Origin of the sequence: Chitinimonas taiwanensis DSM 18899 (assembly GCF_900119825.1) — a bacterium.
Taxonomy (GTDB): domain Bacteria; phylum Pseudomonadota; class Gammaproteobacteria; order Burkholderiales; family Chitinimonadaceae; genus Chitinimonas; species Chitinimonas taiwanensis.
Genome location: NZ_FPKR01000008.1, coordinates 153,881 through 180,193 on the forward strand (window position 1 = coordinate 153,881; position 26,313 = coordinate 180,193).

At 65.2% G+C, this 26,313-nt stretch carries 30 protein-coding genes; 7 read left to right on the forward strand and 23 right to left on the reverse strand.

The features are described 5' to 3' along the window. Positions 1–26: 26 nt before the first annotated feature. Genes BT173_RS11440 through urtA form a run of 15 tightly spaced genes read right to left on the reverse strand, consistent with a single transcriptional unit; the run spans position 27 to position 12,286 of the window. Positions 27–599: a HupE/UreJ family protein gene (locus tag BT173_RS11440; protein WP_072428791.1), complete on the reverse strand. Its 573-nt coding sequence runs from the start codon at positions 597–599 to the stop codon at positions 27–29. Between the two features lie 35 nt (positions 600–634). Next, a complete protein-coding gene (ureG, locus tag BT173_RS11445; protein ID WP_072428792.1) occupies positions 635–1,249 on the reverse strand; it encodes an urease accessory protein UreG in 615 nt (204 codons plus the stop codon). Next, on the reverse strand, positions 1,246–1,746 hold the full coding sequence (locus tag BT173_RS11450; protein WP_072428793.1) for a GNAT family N-acetyltransferase: 501 nt from the start codon (positions 1,744–1,746) through the stop codon (positions 1,246–1,248). The genes ureG and BT173_RS11450 overlap by 4 nt, the downstream gene beginning before the upstream one ends. Continuing rightward, positions 1,743–2,423 carry an urease accessory protein UreF gene (locus BT173_RS11455; protein WP_072428794.1) on the reverse strand — a complete coding sequence of 227 codons (681 nt, stop codon included), beginning with the start codon at positions 2,421–2,423 and terminating at the stop codon, positions 1,743–1,745. Before BT173_RS11455 ends, BT173_RS11450 begins: the two co-directional genes overlap by 4 nt. Continuing rightward, positions 2,423–2,908, reverse strand: a complete 486-nt coding sequence (gene ureE, locus BT173_RS11460; protein ID WP_072428795.1) for an urease accessory protein UreE — start codon at positions 2,906–2,908, stop codon at positions 2,423–2,425. The genes BT173_RS11455 and ureE overlap by 1 nt, the downstream gene beginning before the upstream one ends. Before the next feature lie 18 nt (positions 2,909–2,926). Next, complete coding sequence (gene ureC / locus BT173_RS11465; RefSeq protein WP_072428796.1) at positions 2,927–4,627, reverse strand: urease subunit alpha; 1,701 nt, start codon at positions 4,625–4,627, stop codon at positions 2,927–2,929. After that, positions 4,624–4,929 (reverse strand): urease subunit beta, encoded by a 306-nt coding sequence (locus BT173_RS11470; protein ID WP_072428797.1) that lies wholly within the window; start codon positions 4,927–4,929, stop codon positions 4,624–4,626. The genes ureC and BT173_RS11470 overlap by 4 nt, the downstream gene beginning before the upstream one ends. Before the next feature lie 7 nt (positions 4,930–4,936). After that, positions 4,937–5,437: a GNAT family N-acetyltransferase gene (locus BT173_RS11475; protein ID WP_072428798.1), complete on the reverse strand. Its 501-nt coding sequence runs from the start codon at positions 5,435–5,437 to the stop codon at positions 4,937–4,939. 8 nt (positions 5,438–5,445) lie between these two features. Beyond that, positions 5,446–5,748 (reverse strand): urease subunit gamma, encoded by a 303-nt coding sequence (ureA, locus tag BT173_RS11480; protein ID WP_072428799.1) that lies wholly within the window; start codon positions 5,746–5,748, stop codon positions 5,446–5,448. Positions 5,749–5,783: 35 nt separating this feature from the next. Further along, positions 5,784–6,659, reverse strand: a complete 876-nt coding sequence (locus BT173_RS11485; protein ID WP_072428800.1) for an urease accessory protein UreD — start codon at positions 6,657–6,659, stop codon at positions 5,784–5,786. Then, positions 6,660–7,358, reverse strand: a complete 699-nt coding sequence (urtE, locus tag BT173_RS11490; protein ID WP_072428801.1) for an urea ABC transporter ATP-binding subunit UrtE — start codon at positions 7,356–7,358, stop codon at positions 6,660–6,662. A 3-nt stretch (positions 7,359–7,361) separates the two neighbouring features. Next, complete coding sequence (gene urtD / locus BT173_RS11495; RefSeq protein WP_245794167.1) at positions 7,362–8,192, reverse strand: urea ABC transporter ATP-binding protein UrtD; 831 nt, start codon at positions 8,190–8,192, stop codon at positions 7,362–7,364. Beyond that, positions 8,189–9,346 carry an urea ABC transporter permease subunit UrtC gene (gene urtC / locus BT173_RS11500; protein ID WP_072428802.1) on the reverse strand — a complete coding sequence of 386 codons (1,158 nt, stop codon included), beginning with the start codon at positions 9,344–9,346 and terminating at the stop codon, positions 8,189–8,191. Before urtC ends, urtD begins: the two co-directional genes overlap by 4 nt. Before the next feature lie 12 nt (positions 9,347–9,358). Further along, positions 9,359–10,954 carry an urea ABC transporter permease subunit UrtB gene (gene urtB, locus BT173_RS11505; RefSeq protein ID WP_072428803.1) on the reverse strand — a complete coding sequence of 532 codons (1,596 nt, stop codon included), beginning with the start codon at positions 10,952–10,954 and terminating at the stop codon, positions 9,359–9,361. 60 nt (positions 10,955–11,014) lie between these two features. Continuing rightward, complete coding sequence (gene urtA / locus BT173_RS11510; RefSeq protein WP_072428804.1) at positions 11,015–12,286, reverse strand: urea ABC transporter substrate-binding protein; 1,272 nt, start codon at positions 12,284–12,286, stop codon at positions 11,015–11,017. Positions 12,287–12,638: 352 nt separating this feature from the next. Here urtA and bioA point away from each other — a divergent pair, with 352 nt between their 5' ends. Then, entirely contained in the window at positions 12,639–13,955 is a 1,317-nt protein-coding gene (gene bioA / locus BT173_RS11515; protein ID WP_072428805.1) for an adenosylmethionine--8-amino-7-oxononanoate transaminase, read from the forward strand. Positions 13,956–14,030: 75 nt separating this feature from the next. Beyond that, entirely contained in the window at positions 14,031–15,611 is a 1,581-nt protein-coding gene (locus BT173_RS11520) for a cyclic-di-GMP receptor FimW-related protein (protein WP_072428806.1), read from the forward strand. 18 nt (positions 15,612–15,629) lie between these two features. On the opposite strand, the gene BT173_RS11525 is transcribed toward BT173_RS11520, so the two are convergent. Beyond that, a complete protein-coding gene (locus tag BT173_RS11525) occupies positions 15,630–16,931 on the reverse strand; it encodes a YihY family inner membrane protein (protein ID WP_139256128.1) in 1,302 nt (433 codons plus the stop codon). Positions 16,932–17,003: 72 nt separating this feature from the next. Between BT173_RS11525 and wrbA the strand changes: the two genes are divergently transcribed. From wrbA to BT173_RS11550, 5 genes are read left to right on the forward strand one after another with little or no spacing between them, the layout of a single operon-like run. Further along, on the forward strand, positions 17,004–17,603 hold the full coding sequence (gene wrbA, locus BT173_RS11530; protein ID WP_072428807.1) for an NAD(P)H:quinone oxidoreductase: 600 nt from the start codon (positions 17,004–17,006) through the stop codon (positions 17,601–17,603). Then, a complete protein-coding gene (locus tag BT173_RS11535) occupies positions 17,600–17,953 on the forward strand; it encodes a DUF2069 domain-containing protein (protein ID WP_072428808.1) in 354 nt (117 codons plus the stop codon). The genes wrbA and BT173_RS11535 overlap by 4 nt, the downstream gene beginning before the upstream one ends. After that, on the forward strand, positions 17,950–18,918 hold the full coding sequence (locus tag BT173_RS11540) for a biotin--[acetyl-CoA-carboxylase] ligase (protein WP_072428809.1): 969 nt from the start codon (positions 17,950–17,952) through the stop codon (positions 18,916–18,918). The genes BT173_RS11535 and BT173_RS11540 overlap by 4 nt, the downstream gene beginning before the upstream one ends. Continuing rightward, positions 18,915–19,670 carry a type III pantothenate kinase gene (locus BT173_RS11545; RefSeq protein WP_072428810.1) on the forward strand — a complete coding sequence of 252 codons (756 nt, stop codon included), beginning with the start codon at positions 18,915–18,917 and terminating at the stop codon, positions 19,668–19,670. The genes BT173_RS11540 and BT173_RS11545 overlap by 4 nt, the downstream gene beginning before the upstream one ends. After that, a complete protein-coding gene (locus BT173_RS11550) occupies positions 19,667–20,494 on the forward strand; it encodes an SPOR domain-containing protein (RefSeq protein WP_072428811.1) in 828 nt (275 codons plus the stop codon). The genes BT173_RS11545 and BT173_RS11550 overlap by 4 nt, the downstream gene beginning before the upstream one ends. Before the next feature lie 77 nt (positions 20,495–20,571). Here BT173_RS11550 and BT173_RS11555 read toward each other — a convergent pair whose 3' ends face one another. From BT173_RS11555 to gmk, 7 genes are all read right to left on the reverse strand, one after another. Beyond that, complete coding sequence (locus tag BT173_RS11555; RefSeq protein WP_084658470.1) at positions 20,572–21,225, reverse strand: hypothetical protein; 654 nt, start codon at positions 21,223–21,225, stop codon at positions 20,572–20,574. Between the two features lie 77 nt (positions 21,226–21,302). Continuing rightward, positions 21,303–21,986: a tRNA (guanosine(46)-N7)-methyltransferase TrmB gene (trmB, locus tag BT173_RS11560; protein ID WP_072428812.1), complete on the reverse strand. Its 684-nt coding sequence runs from the start codon at positions 21,984–21,986 to the stop codon at positions 21,303–21,305. A gap of 82 nt (positions 21,987–22,068) precedes the next feature. Further along, positions 22,069–22,857, reverse strand: coding sequence for a thiazole synthase (locus BT173_RS11565; protein ID WP_072428813.1), 789 nt, complete (start codon positions 22,855–22,857; stop codon positions 22,069–22,071). Between the two features lie 55 nt (positions 22,858–22,912). Then, positions 22,913–23,116 carry a sulfur carrier protein ThiS gene (gene thiS, locus BT173_RS11570; RefSeq protein ID WP_308417579.1) on the reverse strand — a complete coding sequence of 68 codons (204 nt, stop codon included), beginning with the start codon at positions 23,114–23,116 and terminating at the stop codon, positions 22,913–22,915. A gap of 24 nt (positions 23,117–23,140) precedes the next feature. After that, positions 23,141–25,330: a RelA/SpoT family protein gene (locus BT173_RS11575; protein ID WP_072428814.1), complete on the reverse strand. Its 2,190-nt coding sequence runs from the start codon at positions 25,328–25,330 to the stop codon at positions 23,141–23,143. Between the two features lie 58 nt (positions 25,331–25,388). Beyond that, positions 25,389–25,598, reverse strand: coding sequence for a DNA-directed RNA polymerase subunit omega (gene rpoZ / locus BT173_RS11580; RefSeq protein ID WP_072428815.1), 210 nt, complete (start codon positions 25,596–25,598; stop codon positions 25,389–25,391). A 57-nt stretch (positions 25,599–25,655) separates the two neighbouring features. Further along, positions 25,656–26,270: a guanylate kinase gene (gene gmk / locus BT173_RS11585; RefSeq protein ID WP_072428816.1), complete on the reverse strand. Its 615-nt coding sequence runs from the start codon at positions 26,268–26,270 to the stop codon at positions 25,656–25,658. Between the last annotated feature and the right edge of the window lie 43 nt (positions 26,271–26,313).

The window sequence follows — 26,313 nt, forward strand, 5'->3', positions numbered from 1 at the left end:
CCTGCGCTTTTGTCTGCCCAGCCCCGTCAGGCCAGCAGCAGATAGCTGCCAGCCAGCCCGGCTAGCAAGCCAAAGCCGCGCAGCCAGACAGCCTGCATGCGCAAGGCCAGGGCGATGCCGGCCAGGTGCAGACCGGCCGTAGCCAGCAGGAAACCGAGCACATAGCCGGTGGCGCTGGCCGCCAGCGGCAGCTCACCACCATGCGCAAGGCCGTGGCAGATGGCGGCCACTATGCATAACGCAGCCCCAACCGGCGCTGGCAGTGTACGCACCAGCGCAATCAGCACGCCCAGCGTCAGCACGCTGACCGCGATGGCGGTTTCGGTAAAGCCCAGCTGCACGCCGGCCATGCCCAGCGCGCCCCCCACGGCCATGGCGGCCAAGAAACAGGCCGGCAGCAGCACACGGCGCACGCCGCCCTGCTGGGCAGACCAGATGCCAACCGCCAGCATGGCCAAGAGATGATCCCAACCAAACAAGGGGTGGACAAAGCCGGCCGCGAAGCCATGCAGATGGGCGCCGCCGCTATGGGCCAAGGCGGGGGTGGCGAGGAGGCCGATCAATAACAGGGACGTACGGCGTACGGCAGACAGCAGCATGGTGGTCTCGTATCGGGTCGGGTTGAACGGGACAATCAGGCCGGCAGCAACATGCCGCGGCTCTCGATGGTGGCAATGATCTCGGCCAGGCCCTGGCCGGTTTTCAGATTGCTGAACAGAAACGGGCGCTCACCGCGCATCTTGCGCGCGTCCGCCTCCATCACTTCCAGCGACGCGCCGACATGCGGCGCCAGGTCGATCTTGTTGATGATCAGCAGATCGGACTTGCAGATGCCGGGGCCGCCCTTGCGCGGAATCTTCTCGCCGGCCGCCACATCGATCACATAGATGGTGAAGTCGGACAGCTCAGGACTGAAGGTGGCGGCCAGATTGTCGCCACCCGATTCGACGAAGATCAGCTCCAGATCGGGAAAGCGGCCATGCAGGCGCGCCACCGCTTCCAGATTGATCGAGGCATCTTCGCGGATCGCGGTATGCGGGCAGCCGCCGGTTTCCACGCCCAGGATGCGTTCGGGCGGCAGCGCGTCATTACGCACCAGGAAGGCCGCGTCTTCCTGGGTGTAGATATCGTTGGTCACCGCAGCGACCTGGTATTTGTCGCGCAGCGCGCGGCATAGCGACAGGGTGAGCGCGGTCTTGCCCGAACCGACCGGGCCGCCGATGCCGACGCGCAGGGGCTGCTGTTTCATAGTGCTTCCTCGTGCTGGGCCGACGCCAAGGTCAGCGGCTTGAACATATTGCGATAGGTAGGCTGGGCGTAGCCGGCATGGGTGCCGAAGCTCGCGTGGGCAAAGCCACGCCGCCGGTAGTAATCCTGCTGCGCTTCCAGCGCCAGGCGCACCGACAGGCTGAGGCCACGCGCCCCCTGGCCGCGTGCGCGTTTTTCCAATGCACGCAGCAAGGCATCGCCTATGCCCAGGCCGCGATGGCTGGGCAAAACCGACAGGCGGTCGATATACACCGACTCGGCGCGGCGATGCAGGAACACGCAGCCGACCAGGCTGCCATCCTGCTCGGCCACCAGGGCCTCAGCGTCGCGCAGCTCGGCACGCACGTGCTCAAGCGTCTTCTGCTCGGCGCTGGACGGCGGGTCGAGCAGGCCCTGGTACTGGGCGAAGGCCGCGCGTATGCAGGCCAGCATGGCGGGCAGGTCGGCATCGGTATGGGGGCGTAGTTGATAGCTCATGAGCGGAACAATCGGCTGTACTGGGTTTCATGGCGGGCGCAGGCCAGGGCAAAGCCGGGCGCCAGATTGTGCCAAGCCGCTTCAGGGCGGGCGCTGGCCTGCTCGGCCAGCGGCGCCAGTTGCGGCAGCAAGCGCGACAGAAGCAATTGCCCGGCCAGCTGGCCCATGGGCAGCGCCTTCATCAGCACCATCAGCTGGTTTTCCAGCCAGCCCCAGGCATAGGCCGTCAGCGCGGCAGCGCCATCCAGCTGCCAGTGCCGCGCGGCCAGCGCATACAGGCTGGGCCAGCACGGCCGCTGCAGGCCGGCCAGCTGGCGCTGGCCAAGCGCACCAAGCTCGGGCAACGCGCCCAAGAGCTGGGCGAGTGAATAGCCCATCTGCACTGTTTCGGCGCGCAGCTCAGCATTCTCGCGGCTGGCCAGGTAGTCATCGTTCAGGCGCTGCACCTCGGCCAGATCATCGGCCTGCCAGGCGCGCAGCAGCGCCGCAAGCAGCGGCAGCTCGTAATGGGCAAGGTTGAGCTGCAGCATGTCGCTAATCCAGGCCTGGGCACTGGCCGCGTCGTGCACGGTGCCGGCCTCAATCGCCCATTCCAGCCCCTGCGAATAGCTGTAGGCGCCCACCGGCAGGGCCGGACTGGCCAGGCGCAGCAACTGGCACAGCTGCAGCGCCTGCATCAGCGCGCGAAGTCGTGGATGCGCGGCTTGCGCACGAATTCGCTCTCGCCGTGCGAGTGCGGGGTGCCCGCATAGGCGCCGGCCTCGGGCTCGAACGGCGCTTCGAAGGCGCTCAGCGTGCAGCCAAGCTGGCGCAACATATCGTGCAGCACATAGTCGTCGAGCAGGCGCAGATAGTCGGGGCCCACTTCCAGCATCACATGGCGATTGCCGAGGTGATAGGCGGCACGCGCCAGCTCGCGCGCATCAGCGCAACGCACCTCGAGCACCGCCTCGGGCTTGGCCAGGATGCGTAACACGCGGCCATCCTCGCCGCGCAGGCAGTCGCCACCGCGCAGCACGCCGCTGCGTTCCAGAAACAACCCCACCTCGCTACCATCAGCCAGGCGCGTGCGCAGACGGCTCTTCTGGCGCAGCTCAAACGGCATGGCCAGCTCGGCATCGGCCGTGGCCTGGGCGGGGAGTCGTTCGGTCAGTACCCACATAGGCGGTCTCTATCGAATTCAAAACAGGAAATAACGCTGCGCCATCGGCAACACGGCGGCCGGCTCGCACACCAGCAACTGGCCATCGGCGCGCACCAGGTAGTTCTGCGGGTCGACCTCGATGCGCGGGCAGTAGGTATTGAGCTTCATATCGCTTTTGCGCAGGCTGCGTATGCCCTGCACGGCCGCGAGGCGCTTCTTCAGGCCCAGCTCGTAGCCGATATCGCGCGCCAGTGCCGCCTGCGAGACAAAGGTCAGCGCGGTGGCGGCCATGGCGCTGCCAAAGCTGCCGAACATGGGCCGGTAATGGACCGGTTGCGGAGTGGGGATCGAGGCATTCGCATCGCCCATGGCCGCCGCGGCAATCATGCCGCCCTTCAGAATCAGGCTCGGTTTCACGCCGAAGAAGGCCGGCTTCCACAGCACCAGATCGGCCAGCTTACCCACTTCAATCGAGCCGACCTCATGCGCGATGCCATGGGTGATGGCCGGGTTGATCGTGTACTTGGCGATATAGCGGCGCGCACGGAAGTTGTCGTTGCCGGCCACGTCCTCGGCCAGTTGGCCGCGCTGGGCCTTCATCTTGTCGGCGCTCTGCCAGGTGCGGATGATGACCTCGCCGACGCGGCCCATCGCCTGCGAATCGGACGAGAGCATGGAAAACGCGCCGAGGTCGTGCAGGATGTCCTCAGCGGCAATCGTCTCGCGGCGGATGCGGCTTTCGGCAAAGGCCACGTCCTCGGCAATGGCCGGGTCGAGGTGGTGGCAGACCATCAACATGTCCAGATGCTCGTCGATGGTGTTCACCGTATAGGGCCGGGTCGGGTTGGTGGACGAGGGCAGCACATTCGCCTCGCCGCAGGCCTTGATGATGTCGGGCGCATGGCCACCACCCGCGCCCTCGGTGTGATAGGTGTGGATGGTGCGGCCCTTGAAGGCGGCCAGCGTGGTTTCCACAAAGCCCGATTCGTTGAGGGTGTCGGTATGGATGGCCACCTGCACATCGCATTCATCGGCCACCGAGAGGCAGTTGTCGATGGCGGCCGGGGTGGTGCCCCAGTCTTCATGCAGCTTGAGGCCGATGGCACCGGCCGCCACCTGCTCGCGCAAGGGCTCGGCCAGGCTCGCGTTGCCCTTGCCGGTAAAGCCGATATTCATCGGGAAGCTGTCGGCCGCCTGCAGCATGCGCGCCATATGCCAGCGCCCCGGCGTGACCGTGGTGGCATTGGTGCCGGTGGCCGGCCCGGTGCCACCGCCTATCATGGTGGTCACCCCGCTCATCAGCGCTTCTTCGATCTGCTGCGGGCAGATGAAGTGGATATGGCTGTCGATGCCACCGGCGGTCACGATCATGCCCTCGCCGGCAATGATCTCGGTGGCGGCGCCGATCACGATAGTCACCCCGGGCTGGATATCGGGATTGCCGGCCTTGCCGATGGCGGCGATGCGCCCGGCCTTCAGACCGATATCGGCCTTCTCCACCCCCCACCAGTCCAGGATCAGCGCATTGGTGATCACCGTGTCCATCACCTCGGCATCGAGGCGCTGGCTCTGGCCCATGCCGTCGCGGATCACCTTGCCGCCGCCGAACTTCACTTCCTCGCCATAAATGGTGTGGTCGCGCTCGACCTCCAGCCACAGATCCGTATCGGCGAGGCGCACGCGGTCGCCCACCGTGGGGCCGAACATCTCGGCATAGGCTTGGCGGCTGATCTTCATAGCGCCCCCATCACCCGGCCCTGAAAGCCGTAGACCAGCCTGTCGCCGGCCAAGGCCACCAGCTCCACCGTGCGACTCTGGCCCGGTTCGAAACGCACGGCGGTGCCCGCAGCGATATTGAGGCGAAAGCCGCGTGCGGCGGCGCGGTCGAAAGCCAGCGCATCATTGGTCTCGGCGAAATGGTAGTGCGAGCCGACCTGGATGGGCCGGTCGCCCGTATTGGCTACGCTGAGCGTGACGGTGGCCCGCCCCGCATTCAGTTCGATCTCGCCGTCCTGCACCTGCATTTCGCCGGGAATCATGGTCGCGCTACTCCAGAATCAGTTGCATGAAAGTCAGGTCCAGCCAGCGGTCAAACTTGCGGCCCACCTGGGGCATCTGGCCGGTGATGGTGAAGCCGAAGCGCTGGTGCAGACGGATCGAGGCCTGGTTCTCGCTTTCGATGGCCGCCACCAGCACATGCAGGCCGGCTTGGCGTGCCTCGGCAATCAGCGCCTCGAGCAGGCGCGCGCCAAGGCCGGCGCCCCGCTGGTCGGCGCGCACATAGACCGAGTGCTCGACCGTATGGCGAAAGCCATCAATCGCGCGCCAGGTGCCATAGCTCGCATAGCCAAGCACCGCGCCGGCGGCATCCACCGCCACCAGCACCGGAAAGCCGGCCGCCGTGCGGTCGGCCAGCCAGGCACGCCGGTTGGCTAGGTCTACCGCCACCTCATTCCAGATGGCGGTGGTGTTAACGACCGCGTCGTTGTAAATGCTGCGTATGCCTTCGAGGTCGGCATCGAGGGCGGGGCGAATCTGGACAGTCATGGCAAATCTCAGGCAATCGGGTGATGGACGGTCACCAGCTTGGTGCCGTCCGGGAAGGTGGCTTCAACCTGGATCTCGGGGATCAGCTCGGCGATGCCATCCATGACATCGGCGCGGCTTAGCAGGGTGGTGCCATATTGCATCAGCTCAGCCACCGTGCGGCCATCGCGTGCACCTTCCAGTATCGCGGCCGAGATATAGGCAACCGCTTCCGGGTAATTGAGCTTCAAGCCGCGCGCGCGGCGCCGTTCGGCCAATAGGCCGGCGGTGAAGATCAGCAGCTTGTCTTTCTCTCTTGGTGTCAGTTCCATGGTGTCTCGTCTCGGTTCAAGGCCGCGTAACCGCCCTAGGTGGCCCAGATGCGCGGCAGCATGGCCGGGCGCCCCAGGCATTCTGGCCGCAGCGCTTGCCAGGCCTGCACAAAGGCAGCGCGTAGCGGCTCGGCCTGGCTGGCCAGCGCACGCAACACAATCAGGTCCTCGAGCTGGGTCCAGCCCAGCTGCACGCCAGCCGGGCTGGGCAATTCGCGCACGGCGGCCAGTCTGTCGCGGTCCAATTGGCCGGCCAGGATCAGCGTGCCCATTACCGGCAGTCCAGCGAGGCCCATGGGCGAACTCAGCAGCGCATCGCCCCCCAGTAGTCGGCCGCGTTCCAGAAAGCGTACGCGCCCATCGGCGCCGCGAATACGCAGCGACTGGCGCCATGCCCCGCGCGTAAACGGCAGCGCATTGCTCGGTCGGCCCAGGCAGACGATGTCCCAGTAAGCGAGCCGAGCCCCCTCGCCCAGGGTGATCTCGACCTCGGACTGCGCCTGCGCGCCATCAAACACGATGCTCTCCTGCGGCAGCCATTCGAGGCAGCCGCCCGTCGCCACGCTCAGCTGTATGTGCTGGCGCGCCTCTGGGCCGACACTCGCATACCACTTGGCCGCGCCGGGCGTGGTCAGCAGCGCCTCGGCACCCTCGCCCACCGTGATGCCCAGCTCAAGGTGATCACCACCGGCGATGCCACCGGGCGGGTGCAGCACAATCGCATGGCAGCGCAGCGGCCCTTCCGGGTAGAGCGGCTTTTGCACGGTCAGCGGGCCGAGCTGGCCGAGGCGGCGCAACACGGTGCGCGCACCACCGCCATCGTCCATCCGCTCGAAACCGAGCTGCAGGCGCGCCTGCCAGGCGCCAAAGCTGGCAGCCGGACTCAGGGCCGGGTCTAGCGCACGCTGCATTCAGATTGCCAGCAGGTTCTTGACGCTGGCGTCCTGCATCTCGGCGCCCTCGCCCTGGCGGATCAGCTCGCCGCGCGACATCACCGCATAGTGGTGGGCCAGGCTGGCGGCGAAATCGTAATACTGCTCGACCAGCAGGATAGTCATCTCGCCGCTGGTGGCCAAATGACGGATCACTGCCTCGATATCCTTGATGATGGATGGCTGGATGCCCTCGGTCGGCTCGTCAAGGATCAGCAATTTGGGCTTGGCGGCCAGCGCGCGGCCGATGGCTAGCTGTTGCTGCTGCCCGCCGGACAGATCGCCGCCACGCCGTGTACGCATGTCCTTCAGCACCGGGAACATGGTGTAGATCTCGTCCGGAATCGTGCGCGCCGCCGTGCCGCTCAGGGTAGCGAGGCCCATGCGCAGGTTTTCCTCCACGGTGAGGCGCGCAAAGATATCGCGCCCCTGCGGCACATAGCCGATGCCCGCGCGCACGCGCCGGTGGGTAGGCCAGTCGGTGATGTCGGCTCCGTTCCAGCGGATGCGCCCGGCCTTGACCGGCACCAGACCCATCAGCGACTTGAGCAGGGTGCTCTTGCCCACGCCATTGCGTCCGAGCAAGGTGGTGACGCGGCCCTGCGGCGCGCTTAGCGACACCCCGCGCAGGATATGGCTGCCGCCGTAGTACTGGTTCAGGCCTTCAATTTCGAGCATTGCCTAGCGCCCCAAGTAGACTTCGATCACACGTTCATCCTGCTGCACCTCGGCAAGTGGCCCCTCGGCCAGCACGCTGCCCTCGTGCAGCACCGTCACCTTGCCGCCCAGGCGTTCGACGAAGTCCATATCGTGTTCGACCACCACCAGCGAATGGCTGCCGGCCAGCGAGACGAATAGCTCGGCGGTCTTGGCGGTTTCGTGGTCGGTCATACCGGCCACCGGCTCGTCCAGCAGCAAGAGCTGCGGCTCCTGCATCAAGAGCATGCCAATCTCCAGCCACTGTTTCTGGCCGTGCGACAGCTCACCCGCGAGGCGCGCAGCCGAGTCGAACAGATTGATGCGCGCGAGCATCTCGGCAATGCGGTCGCGCGCTTCGCTGTTCAGTTTGGCGCGCAGGCTGTGGCGCGCGCGCTTATCGGTCTTCATGGCCAGTTCGAGGTTCTCGAACACGCTGAGCGGCTCGAACACCGTCGGCTTCTGGAATTTGCGCCCAATGCCGGCCGTGGCGATCTCCGGCTCGCTCAGGCGGGTCAGGTCTATGGTCTGGCCAAAGAAGGCGGTACCGCTATCGGGCCGGGTCTTGCCGGTGATCACATCCATCATGGTGGTCTTGCCCGCACCATTCGGGCCGATGATGCAACGCAATTCGCCCACATCAATGGTCAGGGTCAGCTTGTTCAACGCCCGAAAGCCATCGAAGCTGACCGTGATATCGTCGAGGTAGAGAATCGGGCCATGCGAGGTATCCACGCCTTCGCCCAGCACGCGTGCATAGCCGACCGGCGCACTCTCTCTATCGCCCGATGCGGCACGGGCCAGCAGCTCGCTCATGCTGCGTCCTCCTTGTTTGCCTGCCATTTGCTGCGCAACTGCTGCCACAGCCCGACCACGCCATTCGGCAGCCACAGCGTAGCCACGATAAACAGCGCGCCAAGGAAGAACAGCCACATATCGGGGAAGGCCTGGGTGAACCAGCTCTTGGCACCGTTGACAATGCCGGCACCGAACAAGGGACCCAGCAGCGTGGCGCGCCCGCCCAGCGCCACCCAGACCGCAATTTCGATCGAGTTGGCCGGGCTCATTTCGCCCGGGTTGATGATGCCGACCTGGGGCACATACAGCGCGCCGGCAATGCCGCACATGACGGCCGAGATGGTCCACACGGTGAGCTTGTAATACAGCGGCTGGTAGCCGCAGAACATCACGCGCGGCTCGGCATCGCGGATGGCGGTGAGGATGCGGCCGAACTTGCTGCCGGTCAGCCAGCGCACGAATAGCAGCATGGCGATCAGCACCGCGCCGCTGATGGCAAACAGCGTGGCGCGCGTTTCGGGTGCGGTAATCGAAAAACCGAGAATGCGTTTGAAATCGGTAAAGCCGTTATTGCCGCCAAAACCAGTTTCATTGCGGAAGAACAGCAGCATGGCCGCCAGAGTCAGTGCCTGGGTGATGATGGAGAAATACACGCCCTTGATGCGCGAACGGAAGGCGAAGAAGCCGAATACCAGCGCAAGCACCCCGGGCACCAGCACGGCCAGCAGCGCTGCGTACCAGAAGTGCTCGGTAAAGCTCCAGTACCAGGGCAGTTCCTTCCAGTCCAGAAAGACCATGAAGTCGGGTAGATCGCTCTGGTACACGCCTTCGCGGCCGATGCTGCGCATCAGGTACATGCCCATCGCGTAGCCGCCCAGCGCAAAGAACAGGCCATGGCCGAGCGAAAGGATGCCGGTGTAGCCCCAGATCAGGTTCATCGCCAGCGCCACCATCATGTAGCACATGATCTTGCCGGCCAGCGCCACGGTGCTGGCGCTCAGGTGCAGCGCGCTATCGGCCGGCACAGCCAGATTGAGTACCGGCACCAGCACCACCAGCACGAACAGGGCCACCAGCACGGCAGCCATACCGCGCGGGCCGAGCGGCCCATGGCCGGGCACCGGCAGCTGGGCGGCCGAGGGCGGGTGGACGGCGGGATTGGCAGCGTTCATGGACAAGCCTCCTTAAGCGGAACGGCCCTTGAGGGCAAACATGCCCTGCGGGCGCTTCTGGATGAACAGCACGATCAGCAAGAGGATGGCGATCTTGGCCAGCACGGCGCCGGTCTGCGGCTCGAGCAATTTGGCCAGCATGCCGAGGCCGAGGCTGGCCAGCACGGTGCCGAGCAACTGCCCTACCCCGCCCAGCACCACCACCATGAAGGAATCCACGATATAAGCCTGACCCAGATCGGGCCCGACATTGCCGATCTGGCTCAATGCCACGCCCGCGAGGCCGGCAATACCGGAACCGAGGCCAAAGGCCAGCATGTCGACGCGTGCGGTGCTGACCCCGACGCAGGACGCCATCGGCCGGTGCTGGGTGACCGCGCGGACGAAGAGGCCCAGGCGGGTGCGGTTGATCAAGGCCCACACCGCCAGCAGCACCAGGGCGGCGAATACGATGATGACCAGGCGGTTATGGGGCAGCACCAGATTGGGCAGCGCCTGCCAGCCGCCGCTCATCCAGCTTGGGTTGGCCACCTCGACGTTCTGGGCACCGAACAGCACGCGCACCGCCTGCATCAGCATCAGACTAATACCCCAGGTGGCCAAGAGGGTTTCCAGCGGGCGCCCGTACAGATGGCGGATCACCAGGCGCTCGAGCCCCACGCCGACCACGAAGGTGACCAGGAAGGCGGCCGGCAGGGCCAGGGCCAGATAGGCATCGATGGCACCGGGAAAGTAGCTGCGGAACAGGCCCTGCACCAGATAGGTGGTGTAGGCGCCCAGCATCAGCATCTCGCCGTGCGCCATATTGATCACGCCCAGCAGGCCATAGGTAATCGCCAGGCCCAGTGCCGCCAACAGCAGAATCGAACCGAGGCTGACCCCGGTGAACAGCTGGCCGGCGATCTCGCCCCACATCAGGCGCTGCTTGACCTCGCGCAGGCTCTGGGCGAGCACGGCCTTCACCTTCTCGTCGGTCTCGCTGGCGGCCGCGCTTTCCAGCAGGGCCTTGACCTGAGGCGCGCCGCTTTCGCCCAGGGTGCGTGCGGCGCTGGCGCGCACAGCCGGCTCGGGGCTGGCCAGCTCCACGCGGGCGATCACCTCGTTCAAGGCAGCGCGCAGCTGGACATCGCTTTCGCTCGTCAGGCGCTGACGCAGCCTGGGCAGCAGCGCCACATCGGCGCTCTCGCTCAGCGCCGCCACGGCAGCGAGGCGAGTGGCTGGCTCGGCCGCGCCGAGCTTGAGCAGCGCCAGCGCGCTGGCCAGCTCGCGGCGCAGGCGGTTATTGATGCTGACGGTCTCCAGATCCGTCGCCTGCAAGGTGACGATCTGGCCGCTGAGCGCGTCGATCACCTGCGTGCCGCGTGCCAGGTAGGCCGAGCCATCTGGACCAGCCAGCAGCGCGTCCTCGCTCAGCGCCTGCAGCACCGGCAGCGCGCGCGCATCGCCCGCCGCGGCCAGTGCCGCGATCACGCTGACCTTGTCATCGTTTTCGCCGCTGACCAGGGTCTGCAGCTGGGCGCGCTCCAGCGCGCTGGCCGATGCGGCCAGGCCAGCCAAGGCCAACCAGACCAGCAGGTGGCGCAGCCAGATAAGGGGTGTAGAGGCCATGGTGTCTTCCAGGCAAGGGTCGCCCGACGCCAGCCGGCGCCGGGCCATTCCTAGATCGGCTTACTTGGCTGCCAGCATCGGTTCATCCTTCTTCTTGTCGTTGCCGGCAATGAAGGGGCTCCAGGGCTGGGCCTTGATCGGCGCCTTGGTCTTCCACACCACGTCGAACTGACCATTGGCCTTCACTTCGCCGATCATCACCGGCTTGTGCAGATGGTGATTCTTCGGGTCCATGGTCAGCACGAAGCCGGACGGTGACTTGAAGCTCTGGCCGGCCATGGCGGCAATCACCTTGTCGGTATCGGTGGACTTGGCTTTCTCCACCGCCTTGGCCCACATATGGATGCCCACATAGGTCGCTTCCATCGGGTCATTGGTCACCACGGTGCTGGCATTGGGCAGCTTGTTCTTCACTGCCCAGTCGCGGTACATCTTGGTGAAGGCGGCGTTCTCGGGGTTCTTCACCGACATGAAGTAGTTCCAAGCAGCCAGGTGGCCCACCAGTGGCTTGGTGTCGATACCGCGCAGCTCTTCCTCACCCACCGAGAAAGCCACCACCGGCACATCGGTGGCCTTCAGGCCGGCATTGCCGAGTTCCTTGTAGAAAGGCACGTTGGAGTCGCCATTGATGGTGGACACCACGGCGGTCTTCTTGCCCTCGGCGGAGAACTTCTTGATCTTGGCGATGATGGATTGGTAGTCGCTATGCCCGAAGGGGGTGTACTCCTCCATGATGTCCGCGTCGCTGACACCCTTGGACTTGAGGAAGGCGCGCAGGATCTTGTTGGTGGTGCGCGGGTACACATAGTCGGTACCGAGCAGCACGAAGCGCTTGGCCTCGCCACCATCCTTGCTCATCAGGTATTCGACGGCCGGAATCGCCTGCTGATTGGGCGCGGCGCCGGTGTAGAACACATTCTTCTCGAGCTCTTCGCCCTCGTACTGGACCGGGTAGAACAGGAGGCTGTTGAGCTCCTTGTAGACCGGCAGCACCGATTTGCGCGATACCGAGGTCCAGCAACCGAAGGTGACCGCCACCTTGTCCTTGCTGATCAGCTGGCGTGCCTTCTCGGCGAACAGCGGCCAGTTCGAGGCCGGGTCGACCACCACCGGCTCAAGCTTCTTGCCCAGCACGCCGCCCTTGGCATTGATCTCGGCAATGGTCATCAGCGCGGTTTCCTTCAGCGCAGTTTCCGAGATCGCCATGGTGCCGGACAACGAATGCAGGATGCCGACCTTGATGGTCTCGGCCGCGTAAGCCTGCAGGCCGATGCCGGCGAAACCCAGTGCCACCGCGGCACTGGCCGCCTTCAATACGATGCGACGCTTCATGACGCTTCCTTCCCTGAAAGTGTGAACAAACAAGAACAAGCTGGTGCGGTAGAAAACCTGACTGCTCGACGCGGCAGGCCGTGAATTGGCGTACCGGAAACGTGATGCATGAGGGCCAGCCCCGGTAAGGGCTCAAGCCTGAGCGCTGGCGGGTATTTAGCAGAAGGCGTGCCACGCCTGCTGCAGTGCAATAAGCACTTGTCTACACAGGCAATTCAGTATTGGCGCGGCTTGGCAGCGACTTGTCTATGCACCAAGGACAGGCACGTGCACCGTGCGCGTGCGCCACATCAGGGAAAGGCTTTACAGTCGGCCACGGCGGGCGTAGAAGCCCGCTGCGCAAGGAGAAAACATGCAGCAAGCAAATGAGGATTGGCTGGCCCGCAGCCGCAAGGCGGTCTGGCACCCGTGTACCCAGATGAAACGCCATGAAAGCCTGCCCATCGTGCCGGTGGCCCGTGGCGAAGGTGCGTGGCTGATCGACTTCGCCGGACGGCGTTTTCTGGATGGTGTAAGCAGCTGGTGGGTCAATCTGTTCGGCCACGCCAACCCGCGCATGAATGCGGCCCTGCTCGAGCAGATGAATACGCTCGAACATGTGATCCTGGCCGGCTTCACCCACCGACCGGTGGTCGAGCTGTCCGAGCAGCTGGGCGAGTTGACCGGCCTAGGTCACGCTTTCTATGGCTCGGATGGGGCGAGCGCGACCGAAATCGCGCTGAAGATGAGCTTTCAGTACTGGCAGAACAGCGGCCAGCCCGCCAAGACCGGCTTTGTCAGCCTGCACAACAGCTATCACGGCGAAACCCTGGGTGCGCTGAGCGTGACCGATGTGCCGCTGTTTAGCGCCACCTATGCGCCGCTCTTGCGCCAGACCGAGCGGGTGATGTCGCCCGACTGGCGCCTGGCCGAGCCGGGCGAGAGCGCCGAGGCCTATGCCTTGCGCGCCGCCGCCGCGTTGGAGGCGCTGTTCAAGGCCAAGGCTGGCGAGCTGGCGGCCTTCATTGTCGAGCCGCTGTGCCAGGGCGCGGCCGGCATGGCCATGTACCACCCGGTCTATCTGCAGCGCGCCCGCGCGCTATGCGATGAATACGGCGTGCATCTGATCGCCGACGAGATCGCCATGGGTTTCGGGCGTACCGGCACCCTATTCGCCTGCGAGCAGGCCGGCATACGCGCCGATTTCATCTGCCTGTCCAAGGGCATTACTGGCGGCTATCTGCCCCTGTCGGCTGTGCTGACCACCGATGCGATCTACGCCGCCTTCTACCACGACGATGTGACGCGCGGCTTTCTGCACAGCCATAGCTATACCGGCAATGCGCTGGCTTGCCGCGCGGCGCTGGAAGTGCTGCGCATCTTTCGTGATGACGATGTGTTGGCGCACAACCACAGCAAAGCGGCGGCCGTGGCGGCCGATTTCGCGCGCCTCGCCGCCCATCCGCGCGTCGCGCATGCGCGCCAGCTGGGCATGATCTGGGCTTTCGAGGTCATCGATGCGGCCCCCGGCTTTGCCAGCCGTCTGTTTGAAGCCGCACTGACGCGCGGGGTGCTGCTGCGTCCGGTGAATAATACGGTCTACCTGATGCCGCCCTACGTCGTTACTATCGCCGAGTTGCAACAGGTATTCGCTACGCTGCAGGCCTTGCTGGACGAAGGCCTGCGCTGATGCAAACGACATAATAGCCGGCCCGACCGCCCCGATTTACGCTATACCGAACCAGCGCCCCAGCCCACCCCGTCCATGTCCATCGCCCTGCGTGTCCCCGAACCGATTACCGGTCACTCCATCAGCGTGGAGACCAATCCGCGCGCCGTCAAAGCCTGGCTGGTCTCGCTGCCGCCGGCGCAGACGGCCGAGACCGCCCGGGCGATCTTCGACGCGCTGACTACGCTGAACCGGGTCAAGCTGGATGCCGACAGCCGCCTCAAACTGCTTGAGCACTACCAGGTGGCCATCGATATGCTCGATGCACCGCTGGAAGCGCTGTTCGGCTCGGCCGCCGTACCGGCCAAGGAAAAGGCGCGCCAGGCCGGCACGCTGGCGCGCAATCTGGAGCTGGAACTGGCCAATGGCTACAAGCTGGCGCTGACCGAGCGCCTGGGCGCGCGCTTTGGCTTTGGCAAGCGCGATATCCCCGAGCTCATCTATCGCCTGCTCGGCATCTACCAGAAGCTGATGTGGATCTGCTGCAAGAACTACGCGCCGATTCCGACCGGCGTCTGGCAGGAGGTGCATGCGCTGTTCCGTTACGCGATCCAGCACAAGCTGCTGGACGAACCGGATGGCGCCGAGCATCCGAGCAAGACCATAGGCGGCTGCTACAAGCAGATGCTGCTGCTCGCGCTGTCCGACCCCTATCGCTACCACCCGATCGAGCAGGAGAAGGTGCACGACCTGATCCGCAGCTATGGCGCCGCCGCGCAGTTCCAGGCCATAGGCCATGCGGTCCACCCGGCCGGCTGCTTCCTGGTGCGCATGGACCAGGACGCGCCGCCGGTGTTCATTGGACAGAAGCCGCAGGATGTGGATGCCAGCAATGCCATCCTGCTCGACACCCTGGAAATGGCCAAGCTGCTACACAAGGCCCTGCATGCGGTCGAGCAGAAGCTACCCACCGCCACCGATCGCGCCAAGGCGCAAGCCTGGATAGAGCTGCTGCGCCGGGTCAGCCGGCAATGGAGCATTGCGCCCAAGCGCGCCTTCCAGCGCATCCGCGCCAATAGCCGCATCAAGATGATGGGCGGCCTGCGCATGACCGCCTTCTACCTGAACAACGCCACGCCGCTGTTCCAGCCGCTGCTGCTCGATGGTAGCGAGCCGGACAATGACAATCCGCCCACGCTACAGGGCAGCCATTACGGCCCGCCCGACGACTGGGTGCTGCTGAACGAAAGTCCGGGCGGCTTTGCCCTGCGGCTCAAGCCAGTACCGCAGAACTGCGTGTACCGGGTTGGCGATGTAGTCGGCCTGCGCGCGCACGAGGAAGATGACTGGATGGTGGCCTGCATACGCTGGCTGCAAACCACAGAGGCGGGCGAGGCGGTGGAGATCGGCATCCAGGTGCTGGCGCCGCGCGGCAGCGCCGCCATGCTGCGCCCCACCATCACCCATTCGGGCAATAGCTTTCAGCCCTGCCTGCTCTTGCCCGAGGTCAGCGCGCTCAAGCAGCCGCCGCTCTTGCTAGCCCCACGCGGCAGCTTTGCCCCGATGCGCGAGCTATCGCTGTACACCGACGATGGCGAGCAGCTGCTGCGCGCCAGCCGCCTGCATGAGCAGGCGGTCGGCTTCGATCTGTTCGAATACGTGCCCAGCGAGGGCTGATGCGCGGGTGAGGCGTGCTTAGCCCAGCGGTGCCAGCGCCGCCGCATGCGCGACGCGCTCGGCTTCCTGATGGCGCGCCAGGCGGGCCAGTTCCGCCAGGGTGATATCCAGAGTCTGATCGATCAGGCCGAAGCGCTCGGCCAGCAGGCTGTGCAGGCCATCGGCGCTGCGCGGCGCCACCACCGGGCGCGCGACCAGCAAGTGGTAGAGCTCCTGCAGGGTGATGCGCTCGAGGCTGGACGCCAGCAGCCAGCCATCACTGCGCGTGGCCTGCACCCAGCCGCGTTCGGACAACATGCCCAACAGTTCATGCAGCTCGTCCTGCCCCAGGGCCAATGCACGGCGCAACCGTCCCAGACTCAGCACCTCACCGCGTTCGCGCGCGTCTTCCAGACGCAGCAGCAGGCGCACCGCGTCGTACAGACGCTGGCCCGGATGGGCACGCTTGCGCCAGGCCTCGCCATGCCAGTAGGACAGGCTCGCGCTCAGTACCGCACCGGCCAGCACGATCACCCAGATCAGATAGAGCCAGAGCAGGAAGATGGGCAGGCTGGCGAAGGCGCCGTAGATCAGTTTGAAGGTACCGAACTTCTTCACATACAGACCGAACAGGCCCTTCATCAACGTCAGCGCCACCGTGCTGAACAGGGCCGCGATGGTGGCGTGGCTTTGCGGCACCGGGCAGTTGGGCACCACGCGGTACAGCAGGGTGAAGCCAAGCAGGGCCAGGATAAAGCCGCTGCCGTTGAGCAGTGTGGCCAGCGCACTCTCGCCCGCCTTGTCGGAAATCCAGCCGGTCAGCGTCAAGCCGGCCCCCAGCAGCAAGGGGCCCAGGGTCAGCACGCCCCAGTAGGTGAGCGTCTTCAACATCCACGGCCGCTGGCGCTGAATACGCCAGATGCGGTTGAAGGTGCGGTCTATGGTGGCCATCATGGCCAGCGCCGTCACGCCCAGGGTGATGAAGCCAACCGCGGTCAGCTTGCCGGTGTTCTCGGTGAACTGGCGCATCGGCCCGGTAATCACCCGGCCAGCCGAATCGGGCACCAGGTTCTTGATCAGGAAGCGGCGCACCTCGCTGGAGAAATCCTCGAACATCGGGAAGGCCGACACCACCATGATGGCAATGGTCAGGAAGGGCACCAGGGCCAGCAGCGTAGTGAAAGTCAGGCTGCCGGCCGCTTCCAGGCAGCGGTCATCGCGCAGGCGACGCAAGAGGAAGACCACGAAGTCCAGCGGCGCGGGCAGGCGGGTAAACACATTGCGGCGGTAGTCGGACAGGCTGGGCATTGCAGCAGAATCGGGCTTGCGGGAGATGGCCACGACTATCCATGAAATATGCAGGATGGCAAAGCCCTATAATCCCGGCTTTACGCCCACCCACAAAGAAGCAGCATGGCCGATATCCTGGTCCTTTATTACTCGCGTCACGGCGCCACCCGCCAACTCGCGCAGCTGATCGCACGCGGCATTGAAAGCATGCCGGGCTGCCAGGCCCGCCTGCGCACCGTGCCGGCCGTATCCACCGTGGTTGAAGCCAGCGCGCCGGCCGTACCCGATAGCGGCGCACCCTATGTGGAACTCAGCGATCTGCGCGAATGCGCGGGCCTCGCACTGGGCAGCCCGACGCGCTTTGGCAATATGGCCGCACCGCTCAAGTATTTCCTCGATGGCAGCAGCGGCGAATGGCTGGCCGGCAGCCTCTCGGGCAAGCCGGCAGCGGTCTTCACCAGCACCAGCAGCCCGCATGGCGGCAACGAGGCCACCCTGCTGACCATGATGTTGCCGCTCTTGCACCATGGCATGACCGTGCTGGGCATTCCGTATAGCGAGCCGGGCCTGACGCAAACCCAGGGCGGCGGCACACCCTATGGCGCCAGCCACGTGGCCGGCCACGACGGCCGCCGCGCCATCGACGAACACGAGAAGGCGCTGGCCATGGCTTTGGGTAAACGTCTGGCCGAAACCGCGCTGAAACTGGAGCGCCCGCTATGAACGTCGCCGCGTTGATCCGCCTGAGCCGCAACGGCACCGTAGCCGGCATGCTGGCCCTCTTGGCCCTGTGCCTGCTGTGGGAAGCCTGGCTCGCCCCGCTGCGCCCCGGTTCGCTGCTGTGGATCAAGGCCCTGCCCTTGCTGCTGCCGCTGCCCGGCGTGCTGCGCGGCAAGCGCTACACCTATCAGTGGCTGTCCATGTACATCCTGCTCTGGTTTATCGAGGGCGTGATGCGCGGCTGGAGCGATGTCGGCACCATCCGCTATCTGGCCCTGGTTGAAGTGGCCCTGTCGGTGTGGATCTTCGTCTGCACCGTGCTCTACTCGCGTCTGACCCGTAGCCCGGCATGAATCCCTACCCGCTCCTGCGCCGCTTGTCGCACGAACACTACACGCCCGGCCCACAACTGGCAGAGGCTCTGGGCGTCTCGCGCGCCTCGGTGTCGCTGGCGCTGAAATCGGCCAGCGAGCTGGGCGTGCAGGTGCTGGTGCAGAAAAGCCGTGGCTACCGGCTGGCCCAGCCTCTGAGCTGGCTGGATGAGACGCGCGTGGCGCAGGCACTGGGCGAGCACGCGCGCTATTTCGACCTGCACTGCTTTGACGAGATCGACTCGACCAATAGCGCGCTGCTGGCCAGGATTGCCGAAGGTGCGCCTTCGGGCCTGTGCTACGCGGCCGAGCACCAGACGCGCGGGCGCGGCCGGCGCGGGCGCAGCTGGCAGGGCGAGCTGGGCGATAGCCTGATGTTCTCGCTGCTATGGCGCTTCAATCTGGGCGTGGCCGATCTATCCGGCCTGAGCCTGGTGGTCGGCCTGGCGGTGGCGCGTGCGCTACATGGCCTGGGGCTCAAGGATGCCGCGCTCAAATGGCCAAACGACATCATCGCCCCCAGCGGCAAGCTGGGCGGCATCCTGATCGAGCTGGCAGGCGACGCACTCGGCCCCTCGGCCGTGGTCATCGGTATCGGACTGAATGTGCGCCTGAGCGACGCTCAGCGAGCTGCGCTAGACCAGCCGGCCGAATCGCTGGCCACCGTTGGCTACGCAGGCGAGCGCAATACCCTGCTGGCCACCATCCTGGCCGAGCTGGCCGAGCTGCTGCCGCGTTTCGAACAACAGGGCTTTACCGCCTTCATTGCCGACTGGCAGGCCTGCCATGCGCTGCAGAACCGCCCCGCCCGCCTGCTGCTGCCAAACGGCACTAGCGTGGATGGCCTGGTGCGCGGTGTGGCGGCCAATGGCGCGCTGCAGCTGGAAGGCACGGATGGCGTGCAGGAATGGCATAGCGGCGAAGTCAGCCTGAGGGCGCGCCCATGAGCTGCCTCTTGCTGGATGCGGGCAATACCCGCCTGAAGTGGGCGCTGCTGGATGGCCCGCACTGGCTGGCCCAAGGCGTGTGCGCCTATGCCGAGCTGGCCGGGCTGCCAGCCCAGCTCGCGCCCTGGCCGGCCGTGCAGCGCATCCTGGCCTGCAATGTGGCTGGCCCCGCAGTGGCCAAGCAGCTTGCCGCCTGCTGGCCCGCGCTGCCGATTGCCTGGCTGAAGAGCAGCGCGGCCCAGGCCGGCGTACGCAATGGTTATCTGCGCCCCGAGCAACTGGGCGCCGACCGCTGGGCCGCGCTGATCGGCGCGCGTGCGCTACGCCAAACCGATCTATTGGTGGTGATGGCCGGCACCGCGATGACCGTGGATGCCTTGAGCAGTACGGGTGAATTTTTGGGTGGGGTGATCGTGCCCGGCTTTCGGCTGATGCGTGAGGCCCTCGCGCGCGGCACCGCCGACCTCGGCCTGCCCGATGGCGCCACGGCCACCTTCGCGCGCAGCACGGGCGAGGCGATCGTGAATGGCGCACTGGCGGCCCTGTCTGGCGCAATTGCCCAGCAGTATGCGCAGCTGAGTGCCTACAGCGGGCGCAGCGTGCAGATCCTTCTCTCGGGCGGCGATGCGGCCCGGATTGCGCCCTGCCTGCCGCCAGCACTGGCCGCCCAGCTGATCCGCATTGATAATCTGGTGCTGCACGGGCTGGCCCAGCTCGCGCAGCGCGACTCAAACCAGGAAGCTTCTGCATGAAATGGCTGTTCGTACTCTTGCTGCTCGGCAATCTGCTGTTCTTCGCCTACACCCAGTTGGAAAGCCCACCGGCCCAGGTCGATTGGCGCAGCCGCGAGGTAAATGCGGCGCAGCTGCGCCAGGTGGCCTTTGGCGCCAGTGAGCCGGCTGCCGATAGCAGCGCGCCGGCCGAACCGACGCCCACGCCAAGCGAAACGCCGGCGGCGGAACCTGCTACCAGCGCACCCGCCGCCGCGCCAGCCGCGAGCGAGCCCAAGACCGAGCCCAAACCCGCCGTGCCCGCGGTGGCCGCAACACCCGCCCCTCCGCCGGCCAGCCCGGCGACAACAGCGGCAGCGACGCCACCCAAGCCTAGCGGCCCGCTCGCCTGTTTCGCCTGGCGCAATATCCTGCCGGCCGATCTGCCCAATGCGCGTAAGCGCCTGGCTGCCCTGCAACTGGGTGGCGAGGTGTCGGTACAGAATGTCGGCGCCGAGGGCCCGCAGCGCTTCTGGGTGTATATCCCGCCGCGCGGCACGCTGGCCGATGCGCAGAAGAAGGCCGAGGAGCTGCGCGGCCTCGGGGTCAGCGACTTCTTCGTGGTAGCCGATGGCTCGCGCTGGAACCGCTCGGTATCGCTGGGCCTGTTCTCGACCCGCGAAGCGGCCGAGCGGCGCCTGGAAGCAGTCAAGCAGCAGGGTGTGCGCTCGGCTGTCATGCGCGAGCGCGGCGAGGGCGAGAGCCTGCAGCTGCTGATCCGTCAGGTACCCAAGTCGGCACGCCTGAATCTTGGCCGGGCTGCGATGAACTTCCGTGGCAGCACGGTCAGCGAGGTCGACTGCTGAGCGGGATCGCGGTCACTCACCCACAAAAAACGGCGACCCTTGGGTCGCCGTTTTGCCATCCAACTCAGCGGTGCCGATCAGAAGCCGATGGTCAGACCGACATTCAGCACCGGCCAGACCTTGAAGCTCTTCAGATCGTCCTGCAGCTTCACACGCTCGGCCTCTACGTCGTTCTTCAGGCTCGCGCACTCGGCCGGCGACAGGCTGCTGCCGCAGTTCACATTCAGGCTGGCCTTGGCGCCACCCTGCAGGATCACGCCCAGATCGCCATAGAAGTTCACACCGAAGCCCGACACGTTGCCGTAGCCGACGCCCAGATAGGGGGCAACGCGCTTCTTGCCCTTCACCTCGCCATTGATCGATACGCCGTTCGCGCTATAGCTATTGCCGTTGATCTCGAAATTGCCATTGCTGGGCTTGGCATTCAGGCCGAACTTATTACCAGCCGAGACGAGACCGGCGGTCAGGCGGAAGGGGCCGAGCGGATGCCAGTCGATCAGGCCGCTCAGGTTCTTCAGCTTGAGCTTGGCGTCGTAGTCGAGATCTTCGTCGTCCACCGTGGTGTTGTAGTTGAGCGCGCTGTAACCGACGCGGGCCGAGAAGGTCGGGAACACGCCCCAGGCCACATCGCCGCCTACGCCGGTGGTGCCCGCGCGTACACCCACACCTACCGCATGCGCGTGGCCGGCGGCCAAGAGGGCCAACAACAACGGTGCAATCATCTTCTTCATGGTCTCTCCCAAAACGCCCTATCGCGGGCAGGTATCAAAGTCATTGCAGTAGGGCGAGTACTACCCCACCGGGCGCCTCAGTCGGCGCGCTTGGTAAACATCAAATCCCACACGCCATGGCCCAGATTCAGGCCACGCTGCTCGAACTTGGTCAGCGGGCGCCATGCCGGACGCGGCGCGAAACCGTCATAGCTGTTCTGCAGGGCCGGATTGGCGGACAGCACCTCCAGCATCTGCAGCGCGTAGTCCTCCCAATCGGTGGCCATATGGATATAGGCGCCCGGCTTGAGCTTGTTCAAGATGCCTGCCAGGAATTCCGGCTGCACCAGGCGGCGTTTCTGCTGGCGCTTCTTCGGCCACGGGTCGGGGAAGTAGAGATGAAAACCATCCAGCGAGGCATCGGGCAGCATATGGGCGAGCACTTCCACCGCATCATGGCGGATCACGCGGATATTGCTCAGCTGCTTGTCGTCGATCAGCTTGAGCAGATTGCCCACCCCGGGGCCATGCACCTCGATGCCGAGGAAATCGACCTCGGGCCGCGCGGCGGCGATATCGGCCGTGGCCGCGCCCATGCCAAAGCCGATCTCCAGCACCTTTGGCGCGGCACGCCCGAAGGCAGCCTGCAGATCTAGCGGTTCGGGCCGGTACTCAATACCCCAGCGCGGCATGCCCTCTTCCACCGCACGCGTCTGCGCCTCGGAAAAGTGGCCCTGGCGCAGCACAAAGCTGCGGATATGGCGGTGTTTCGGGTCTTCCATGTCTTGTACTTTCAGTGTTGCGAGTCCAGCGCTGGATTCGATCAGCGGCGGTTTGCTGCGCGAATCCTTCCTACGGTGGCCATCAGGCAATCATGCCTGTCGTCGGCGAGCTCGGGCTGGCCGAGTAGAGCTTGCGTGGCATACGGCCGGCCAGAAACGCTTCGCGGCCGGCTTCCACACCCTTCTTCATTGCGCTGGCCATCAGCACCGGGTCGCGCGCGGCGGCGATGGCGGTATTCATCAGCACGCCGTGGCAACCGAGCTCCATGGCAATCGCGGCATCCGAGGCGGTGCCGACGCCGGCATCCACAATCACCGGCACGGTGCTTTGCTCAATGATCAGCTGCAGATTCCACGGATTGAGGATGCCCATGCCCGAGCCGATCAGGCTGGCCAGCGGCATGATCGCGCAGCAGCCAATGGCTTCGAGCTGCTTGGCAATAATGGGGTCGTCCGAGGTATAGACCATCACGTCGAAGCCGTCCTTCACCAGGGTTTCGGCCGCGCGCAGCGTTTCCAGCACATTCGGGTACAGGGTATGCGGGTCGCCCAGCACTTCGAGCTTAACCAGCTTGTGGCCATCCAGCAGCTCGCGCGCCAGGCGCAGCGTGCGTACTGCGTCGTCGGCGCTGTAGCAGCCGGCGGTATTGGGCAGATAGGTGAATTCGCTCGGCGGCAGATAGTCGAGCAGGCTGGGCGCGCCAGCGTCCTGGCCGATATTCACGCGGCGGATGGCCACGGTGACGATCTCGGCGCCCGAGGCATCGATGGCGGCGCGGGTTTCGTTGAAATCCTTGTACTTGCCGGTACCAACCAGCAGGCGGGAGCCGTATTCACGGCCGGCGATGGTGAGGCGTGCGTCTGTATGCATGGGAATCCTGTGGGCAGGCTGGGCACAAAGGCCGGGAAAACAGGGGGAAGGCAGGCTAGCCGCCACCAACCGCAACGACGATTTCCAGCTTGTCGCCGGCTTGCAGCACGGTGTCGCCGTGCTGGCTCTTGGGGACGATCTCGCCATTACGCTCGATGGCGATGCGCCGGCCAGCGTGGCCGAGCTGCTCGATCAGGCTGCTCAGGGTGGTGGCAGCGGGTAGCTGGTGGCTTGCGCCATTGATATGGATGTCGATCACGATGGAGAAGCGGTATCTAGGGGTTCAGGCGTGGCCGTTCTGGCCCTTGAGGCGATGGATGCGCACCACGCGTTCCAGGCTGCGCAGCGACTGCATGACACGCGCCAGATGCTGGCGGTTTTCCACCTGCACGGTGAAGCTGATCTCGGTGTAGCGGTCGCCCTCGGCCTCGTTGTCCATGCGCACATTCTCGATATTGGCAGCAGCTTCCGAGATGGCGGCGGCGATCTGGGCCAGCACACCGCGTTCATGCATGGCCAGTACCTTGATCTGGACATCGAACAGCTTGCCGGCCGGCACATCCCACTCCACTTCCAGGAGCTTGTCCGGGTCGAACTTGCTGTGGCGACCGACCACCTGCGGGCAGTCGTGGGTGTGAATGACCAGGCCCTGGCCCTGCTTGATGATGCCGATGATGGGGTCGCCCGGAATCGGGTTGCAGCAGCGCGAAAACTGCACGGCCACACCTTCGGTGCCGCGGATCAGGATCGGGCCGGCATGGGTCTCGCCCTCGCTGAGCAGGCCAGCCAGGGTCAGGAGGCGCTGCGCGACCACCACGCCAAGGCGCTTACCCAGGCCGATATCGGCCAGGATCTCGTCCTGGCGCGACGGCGCGTTTTCCTTCACATAGCGCTCCCAGGCATCGAGCGGGATGTCGGCGGCCTGGTTCATAAGTGCGCGCACGGCCTGGTTGAGCAGGCGGTCGCCCAGCGCCACCGCCTCTTCATAGCGCATGGTCTTCAGGAAGTGGCGGATATGCGAGCGCGCCTTGCCGGTCACCACGAAGTTCAGCCAGTTCGGATTCGGGCGCGCGGTGGTGGCGGTGATGATCTCGACCTGGTCGCCGGTCTTGAGCTGGGTGCGCAAGGGCATCAGATCGTAATTGATGCGCACCGCAATGCAGCGATTGCCGATGTCCGAGTGCACGGCATAGGCGAAGTCGACCGCCGTGGCGCCCTGCGGCAGGGTCAGGATCTTGCCCTTGGGGGTGAACACATACACTTCGCCCGGGAACAGGTCGACCTTGATGTGCTCGAGGAACTCGACCGAGTCGCCCGACATGGACTGGATTTCCAGCAGGCTCTGCAGCCACTGGTGGGTCTTTTGCTGCACATCGCTGACGCCGTCGTCGCCCGACTTGTACATCCAGTGCGAGGCCACCCCGGCCTGGGCCACCTTGTGCATATCGTGGGTGCGGATCTGCACCTCGATCGGCGTGCCATAGGGGCCGGACAGCGCGGTGTGCAGGCTCTGGTAGCCATTCGGCTTGGGGATGGCGATGTAATCCTTGAAGGTGCCGGGGCGTGGCTTGTACAGACCGTGCAGGGTGCCAAGCGCCAGGTAGCAGGTCGGCACATCCTTGACGATGACGCGGAAGCCGTAGATATCCAGCACCTCGGAAAAGCTCAGGTGCTTTTCCTGCATCTTGCGGTAGATGCTGGCGAGATGCTTCTCGCGCCCATAGACGGTCGCTTCGACCTTGGCCTCGTGCAGCTTGTGCTTGATCGCATCGAGGATCTTGCTCACCACCTCGCGCCGATTGCCGCGCGCCGCCTTCAAGGCCTTACCGAGTACCTCGTAGCGCATCGGGTGCAGATACTTGAAGCTCCAGTCCTCGAGCTCCTGGTAGATCGCATGCAGGCCGATGCGGTTGGCGATCGGCGCATAGATTTCCAGCGTCTCGGCCGCGATGCGGCGCTGCTTGTCCTCGCGCATATGGTCGAGCGTGCGCATATTGTGCAAACGGTCGGCCAGCTTGACGAGGATCACGCGCACATCGCGCGCCATCGCCATCAGCATCTTGCGGAAGTTTTCCGCCTGCGCCTCTTCCTTGCTCTGGAATTCAAGCTTTTCCAGCTTGGACAGGCCGTCCACCAGCTCGGCAATCGGCTTGCCGAAACGCTCGGTCAGTTCGAGCTTGGTGACGCCGGTGTCCTCCATGGTGTCGTGCAGGAAGGCCGCCATCAGCGCCTGGGCGTCCAGATGGTGGTCGGCCAGGATGTCGGCCACGGCCAGAGGGTGAGTGATATAGGGCTCGCCGCTCTTGCGCAGCTGGCTCTTATGGCATTCGGCGCTGAATTTGAACGCCGCTTCCAAGAGCGGCAGGTCCTCCGGCTTCAGATAGCCGGACACCTTGGCCAATAGCGCATTGGCGTCGTGCGCCACCTGGGTGGCGTAGGCTGCGGGGACGGGAAGTTCGGCGGCGTCTAGCATGGCGGCAAAGGGACAAAAAGCGGGCCTGGGCCCGCTTCTTGGTCTTCTACCTGCTGGTTTAGCTGCGCGTACGCGTCAGCATTTCCAGGCCGATCTTGCCGGCGGCCATTTCACGCAGGGCCAGCACGGTCGGCTTGTCGCGGCCGGCTGCTTCCACCAGCGGGGTCGAACCATTTGCCAGCTGGCGGGCGCGGTAGGCGGCAGCCAGGGTCAGGTCGAAACGGTTGGGGATGCGATCCAGACAATCTTCAACGGTAATACGGGCCATTTCACTACTCCAGATAAACGCCCGGCATGGCTGCCGGCGCGGTAAAACAATCGGTGCTCAGCCCTGCAGGCTGGCGATCAGTGCGTTATGGCGCTCGGCCTGGGCCAGAAAGCGCAGGCGCTCGGCGCGTACCACGCCAATGATGTCGCGCACGGCTTCATCGATGTGCTCGTTGACGATCACATAGTCGAACTCGCCCACATGGGCGATTTCCTCGCGCGCATTGGCCAGGCGCTTGACGATGGCTTCTTCGCTATCGGTGCCGCGGTTACGCAGGCGCTGCTCGAGAATCTCGGCGCTGGGCGGCAGGATGAAGACACCCACCGCACCGTCGAAAATCCGTCTGACCTGCTGGGCGCCCTGCACATCGATCTCGAGCAGGATGTCCTGACCGCGCGCCATGGCGTCGCTGATCCACTTCTGCGAGGTGCCGTACAGGTTGCCGTGCACCTCGGCGTGCTCAAGGAACTCGCCGCGGCCGGCCATGGCGAGGAATTCCTCGCGGCTGACGAAATGGTATTCACGGCCATTCTGCTCACCCTCGCGCGGCGCGCGGGTGGTGAAGGAAATGGACAGCTGCACCTTGGCATCCGCGGCCAGCAGCGCGTGAACCAGGGTGGCCTTGCCGGCGCCCGAGGGGCCAGCGAGGATGAAAAGCTTGCCTTTGCTCATGTGCGTATCTCGTTGATTCAAACGGCTTCGTGGCAGCGTAACA

What these genes read in the sequence shown, in the direction of transcription:
- BT173_RS11485 (WP_072428800.1), bottom strand. Translation starts at nt 6,659, where the DNA reads ATGCAGCGTGCGCTAGACCCGGCCCTGAGTCCGGCTGCCAGCTTTGGC.
- BT173_RS11545 (WP_072428810.1), top strand. Translation starts at nt 18,915, where the DNA reads ATGAGCTGCCTCTTGCTGGATGCGGGCAATACCCGCCTGAAGTGGGCG.
- BT173_RS11575 (WP_072428814.1), bottom strand. Translation starts at nt 25,330, where the DNA reads ATGCTAGACGCCGCCGAACTTCCCGTCCCCGCAGCCTACGCCACCCAG.
- ureE (WP_072428795.1), bottom strand. Translation starts at nt 2,908, where the DNA reads ATGTGGGTACTGACCGAACGACTCCCCGCCCAGGCCACGGCCGATGCC.
- BT173_RS11565 (WP_072428813.1), bottom strand. Translation starts at nt 22,857, where the DNA reads ATGCATACAGACGCACGCCTCACCATCGCCGGCCGTGAATACGGCTCC.
- ureG (WP_072428792.1), bottom strand. Translation starts at nt 1,249, where the DNA reads ATGAAACAGCAGCCCCTGCGCGTCGGCATCGGCGGCCCGGTCGGTTCG.
- urtE (WP_072428801.1), bottom strand. Translation starts at nt 7,358, where the DNA reads ATGCTCGAAATTGAAGGCCTGAACCAGTACTACGGCGGCAGCCATATC.
- BT173_RS11535 (WP_072428808.1), top strand. Translation starts at nt 17,600, where the DNA reads ATGAACGTCGCCGCGTTGATCCGCCTGAGCCGCAACGGCACCGTAGCC.
- BT173_RS11520 (WP_072428806.1), top strand. Translation starts at nt 14,031, where the DNA reads ATGTCCATCGCCCTGCGTGTCCCCGAACCGATTACCGGTCACTCCATC.
- urtB (WP_072428803.1), bottom strand. Translation starts at nt 10,954, where the DNA reads ATGGCCTCTACACCCCTTATCTGGCTGCGCCACCTGCTGGTCTGGTTG.
- BT173_RS11470 (WP_072428797.1), bottom strand. Translation starts at nt 4,929, where the DNA reads ATGATTCCCGGCGAAATGCAGGTGCAGGACGGCGAGATCGAACTGAAT.
- BT173_RS11450 (WP_072428793.1), bottom strand. Translation starts at nt 1,746, where the DNA reads ATGAGCTATCAACTACGCCCCCATACCGATGCCGACCTGCCCGCCATG.
- BT173_RS11440 (WP_072428791.1), bottom strand. Translation starts at nt 599, where the DNA reads ATGCTGCTGTCTGCCGTACGCCGTACGTCCCTGTTATTGATCGGCCTC.
- wrbA (WP_072428807.1), top strand. Translation starts at nt 17,004, where the DNA reads ATGGCCGATATCCTGGTCCTTTATTACTCGCGTCACGGCGCCACCCGC.
- bioA (WP_072428805.1), top strand. Translation starts at nt 12,639, where the DNA reads ATGCAGCAAGCAAATGAGGATTGGCTGGCCCGCAGCCGCAAGGCGGTC.
- urtD (WP_245794167.1), bottom strand. Translation starts at nt 8,192, where the DNA reads ATGAGCGAGCTGCTGGCCCGTGCCGCATCGGGCGATAGAGAGAGTGCG.
- trmB (WP_072428812.1), bottom strand. Translation starts at nt 21,986, where the DNA reads ATGGAAGACCCGAAACACCGCCATATCCGCAGCTTTGTGCTGCGCCAG.
- urtA (WP_072428804.1), bottom strand. Translation starts at nt 12,286, where the DNA reads ATGAAGCGTCGCATCGTATTGAAGGCGGCCAGTGCCGCGGTGGCACTG.
- BT173_RS11540 (WP_072428809.1), top strand. Translation starts at nt 17,950, where the DNA reads ATGAATCCCTACCCGCTCCTGCGCCGCTTGTCGCACGAACACTACACG.
- gmk (WP_072428816.1), bottom strand. Translation starts at nt 26,270, where the DNA reads ATGAGCAAAGGCAAGCTTTTCATCCTCGCTGGCCCCTCGGGCGCCGGC.
- BT173_RS11550 (WP_072428811.1), top strand. Translation starts at nt 19,667, where the DNA reads ATGAAATGGCTGTTCGTACTCTTGCTGCTCGGCAATCTGCTGTTCTTC.
- BT173_RS11475 (WP_072428798.1), bottom strand. Translation starts at nt 5,437, where the DNA reads ATGACTGTCCAGATTCGCCCCGCCCTCGATGCCGACCTCGAAGGCATA.
- urtC (WP_072428802.1), bottom strand. Translation starts at nt 9,346, where the DNA reads ATGAACGCTGCCAATCCCGCCGTCCACCCGCCCTCGGCCGCCCAGCTG.
- ureA (WP_072428799.1), bottom strand. Translation starts at nt 5,748, where the DNA reads ATGGAACTGACACCAAGAGAGAAAGACAAGCTGCTGATCTTCACCGCC.
- ureC (WP_072428796.1), bottom strand. Translation starts at nt 4,627, where the DNA reads ATGAAGATCAGCCGCCAAGCCTATGCCGAGATGTTCGGCCCCACGGTG.
- BT173_RS11555 (WP_084658470.1), bottom strand. Translation starts at nt 21,225, where the DNA reads ATGAAGAAGATGATTGCACCGTTGTTGTTGGCCCTCTTGGCCGCCGGC.
- BT173_RS11455 (WP_072428794.1), bottom strand. Translation starts at nt 2,423, where the DNA reads ATGCAGGCGCTGCAGCTGTGCCAGTTGCTGCGCCTGGCCAGTCCGGCC.
- rpoZ (WP_072428815.1), bottom strand. Translation starts at nt 25,598, where the DNA reads ATGGCCCGTATTACCGTTGAAGATTGTCTGGATCGCATCCCCAACCGT.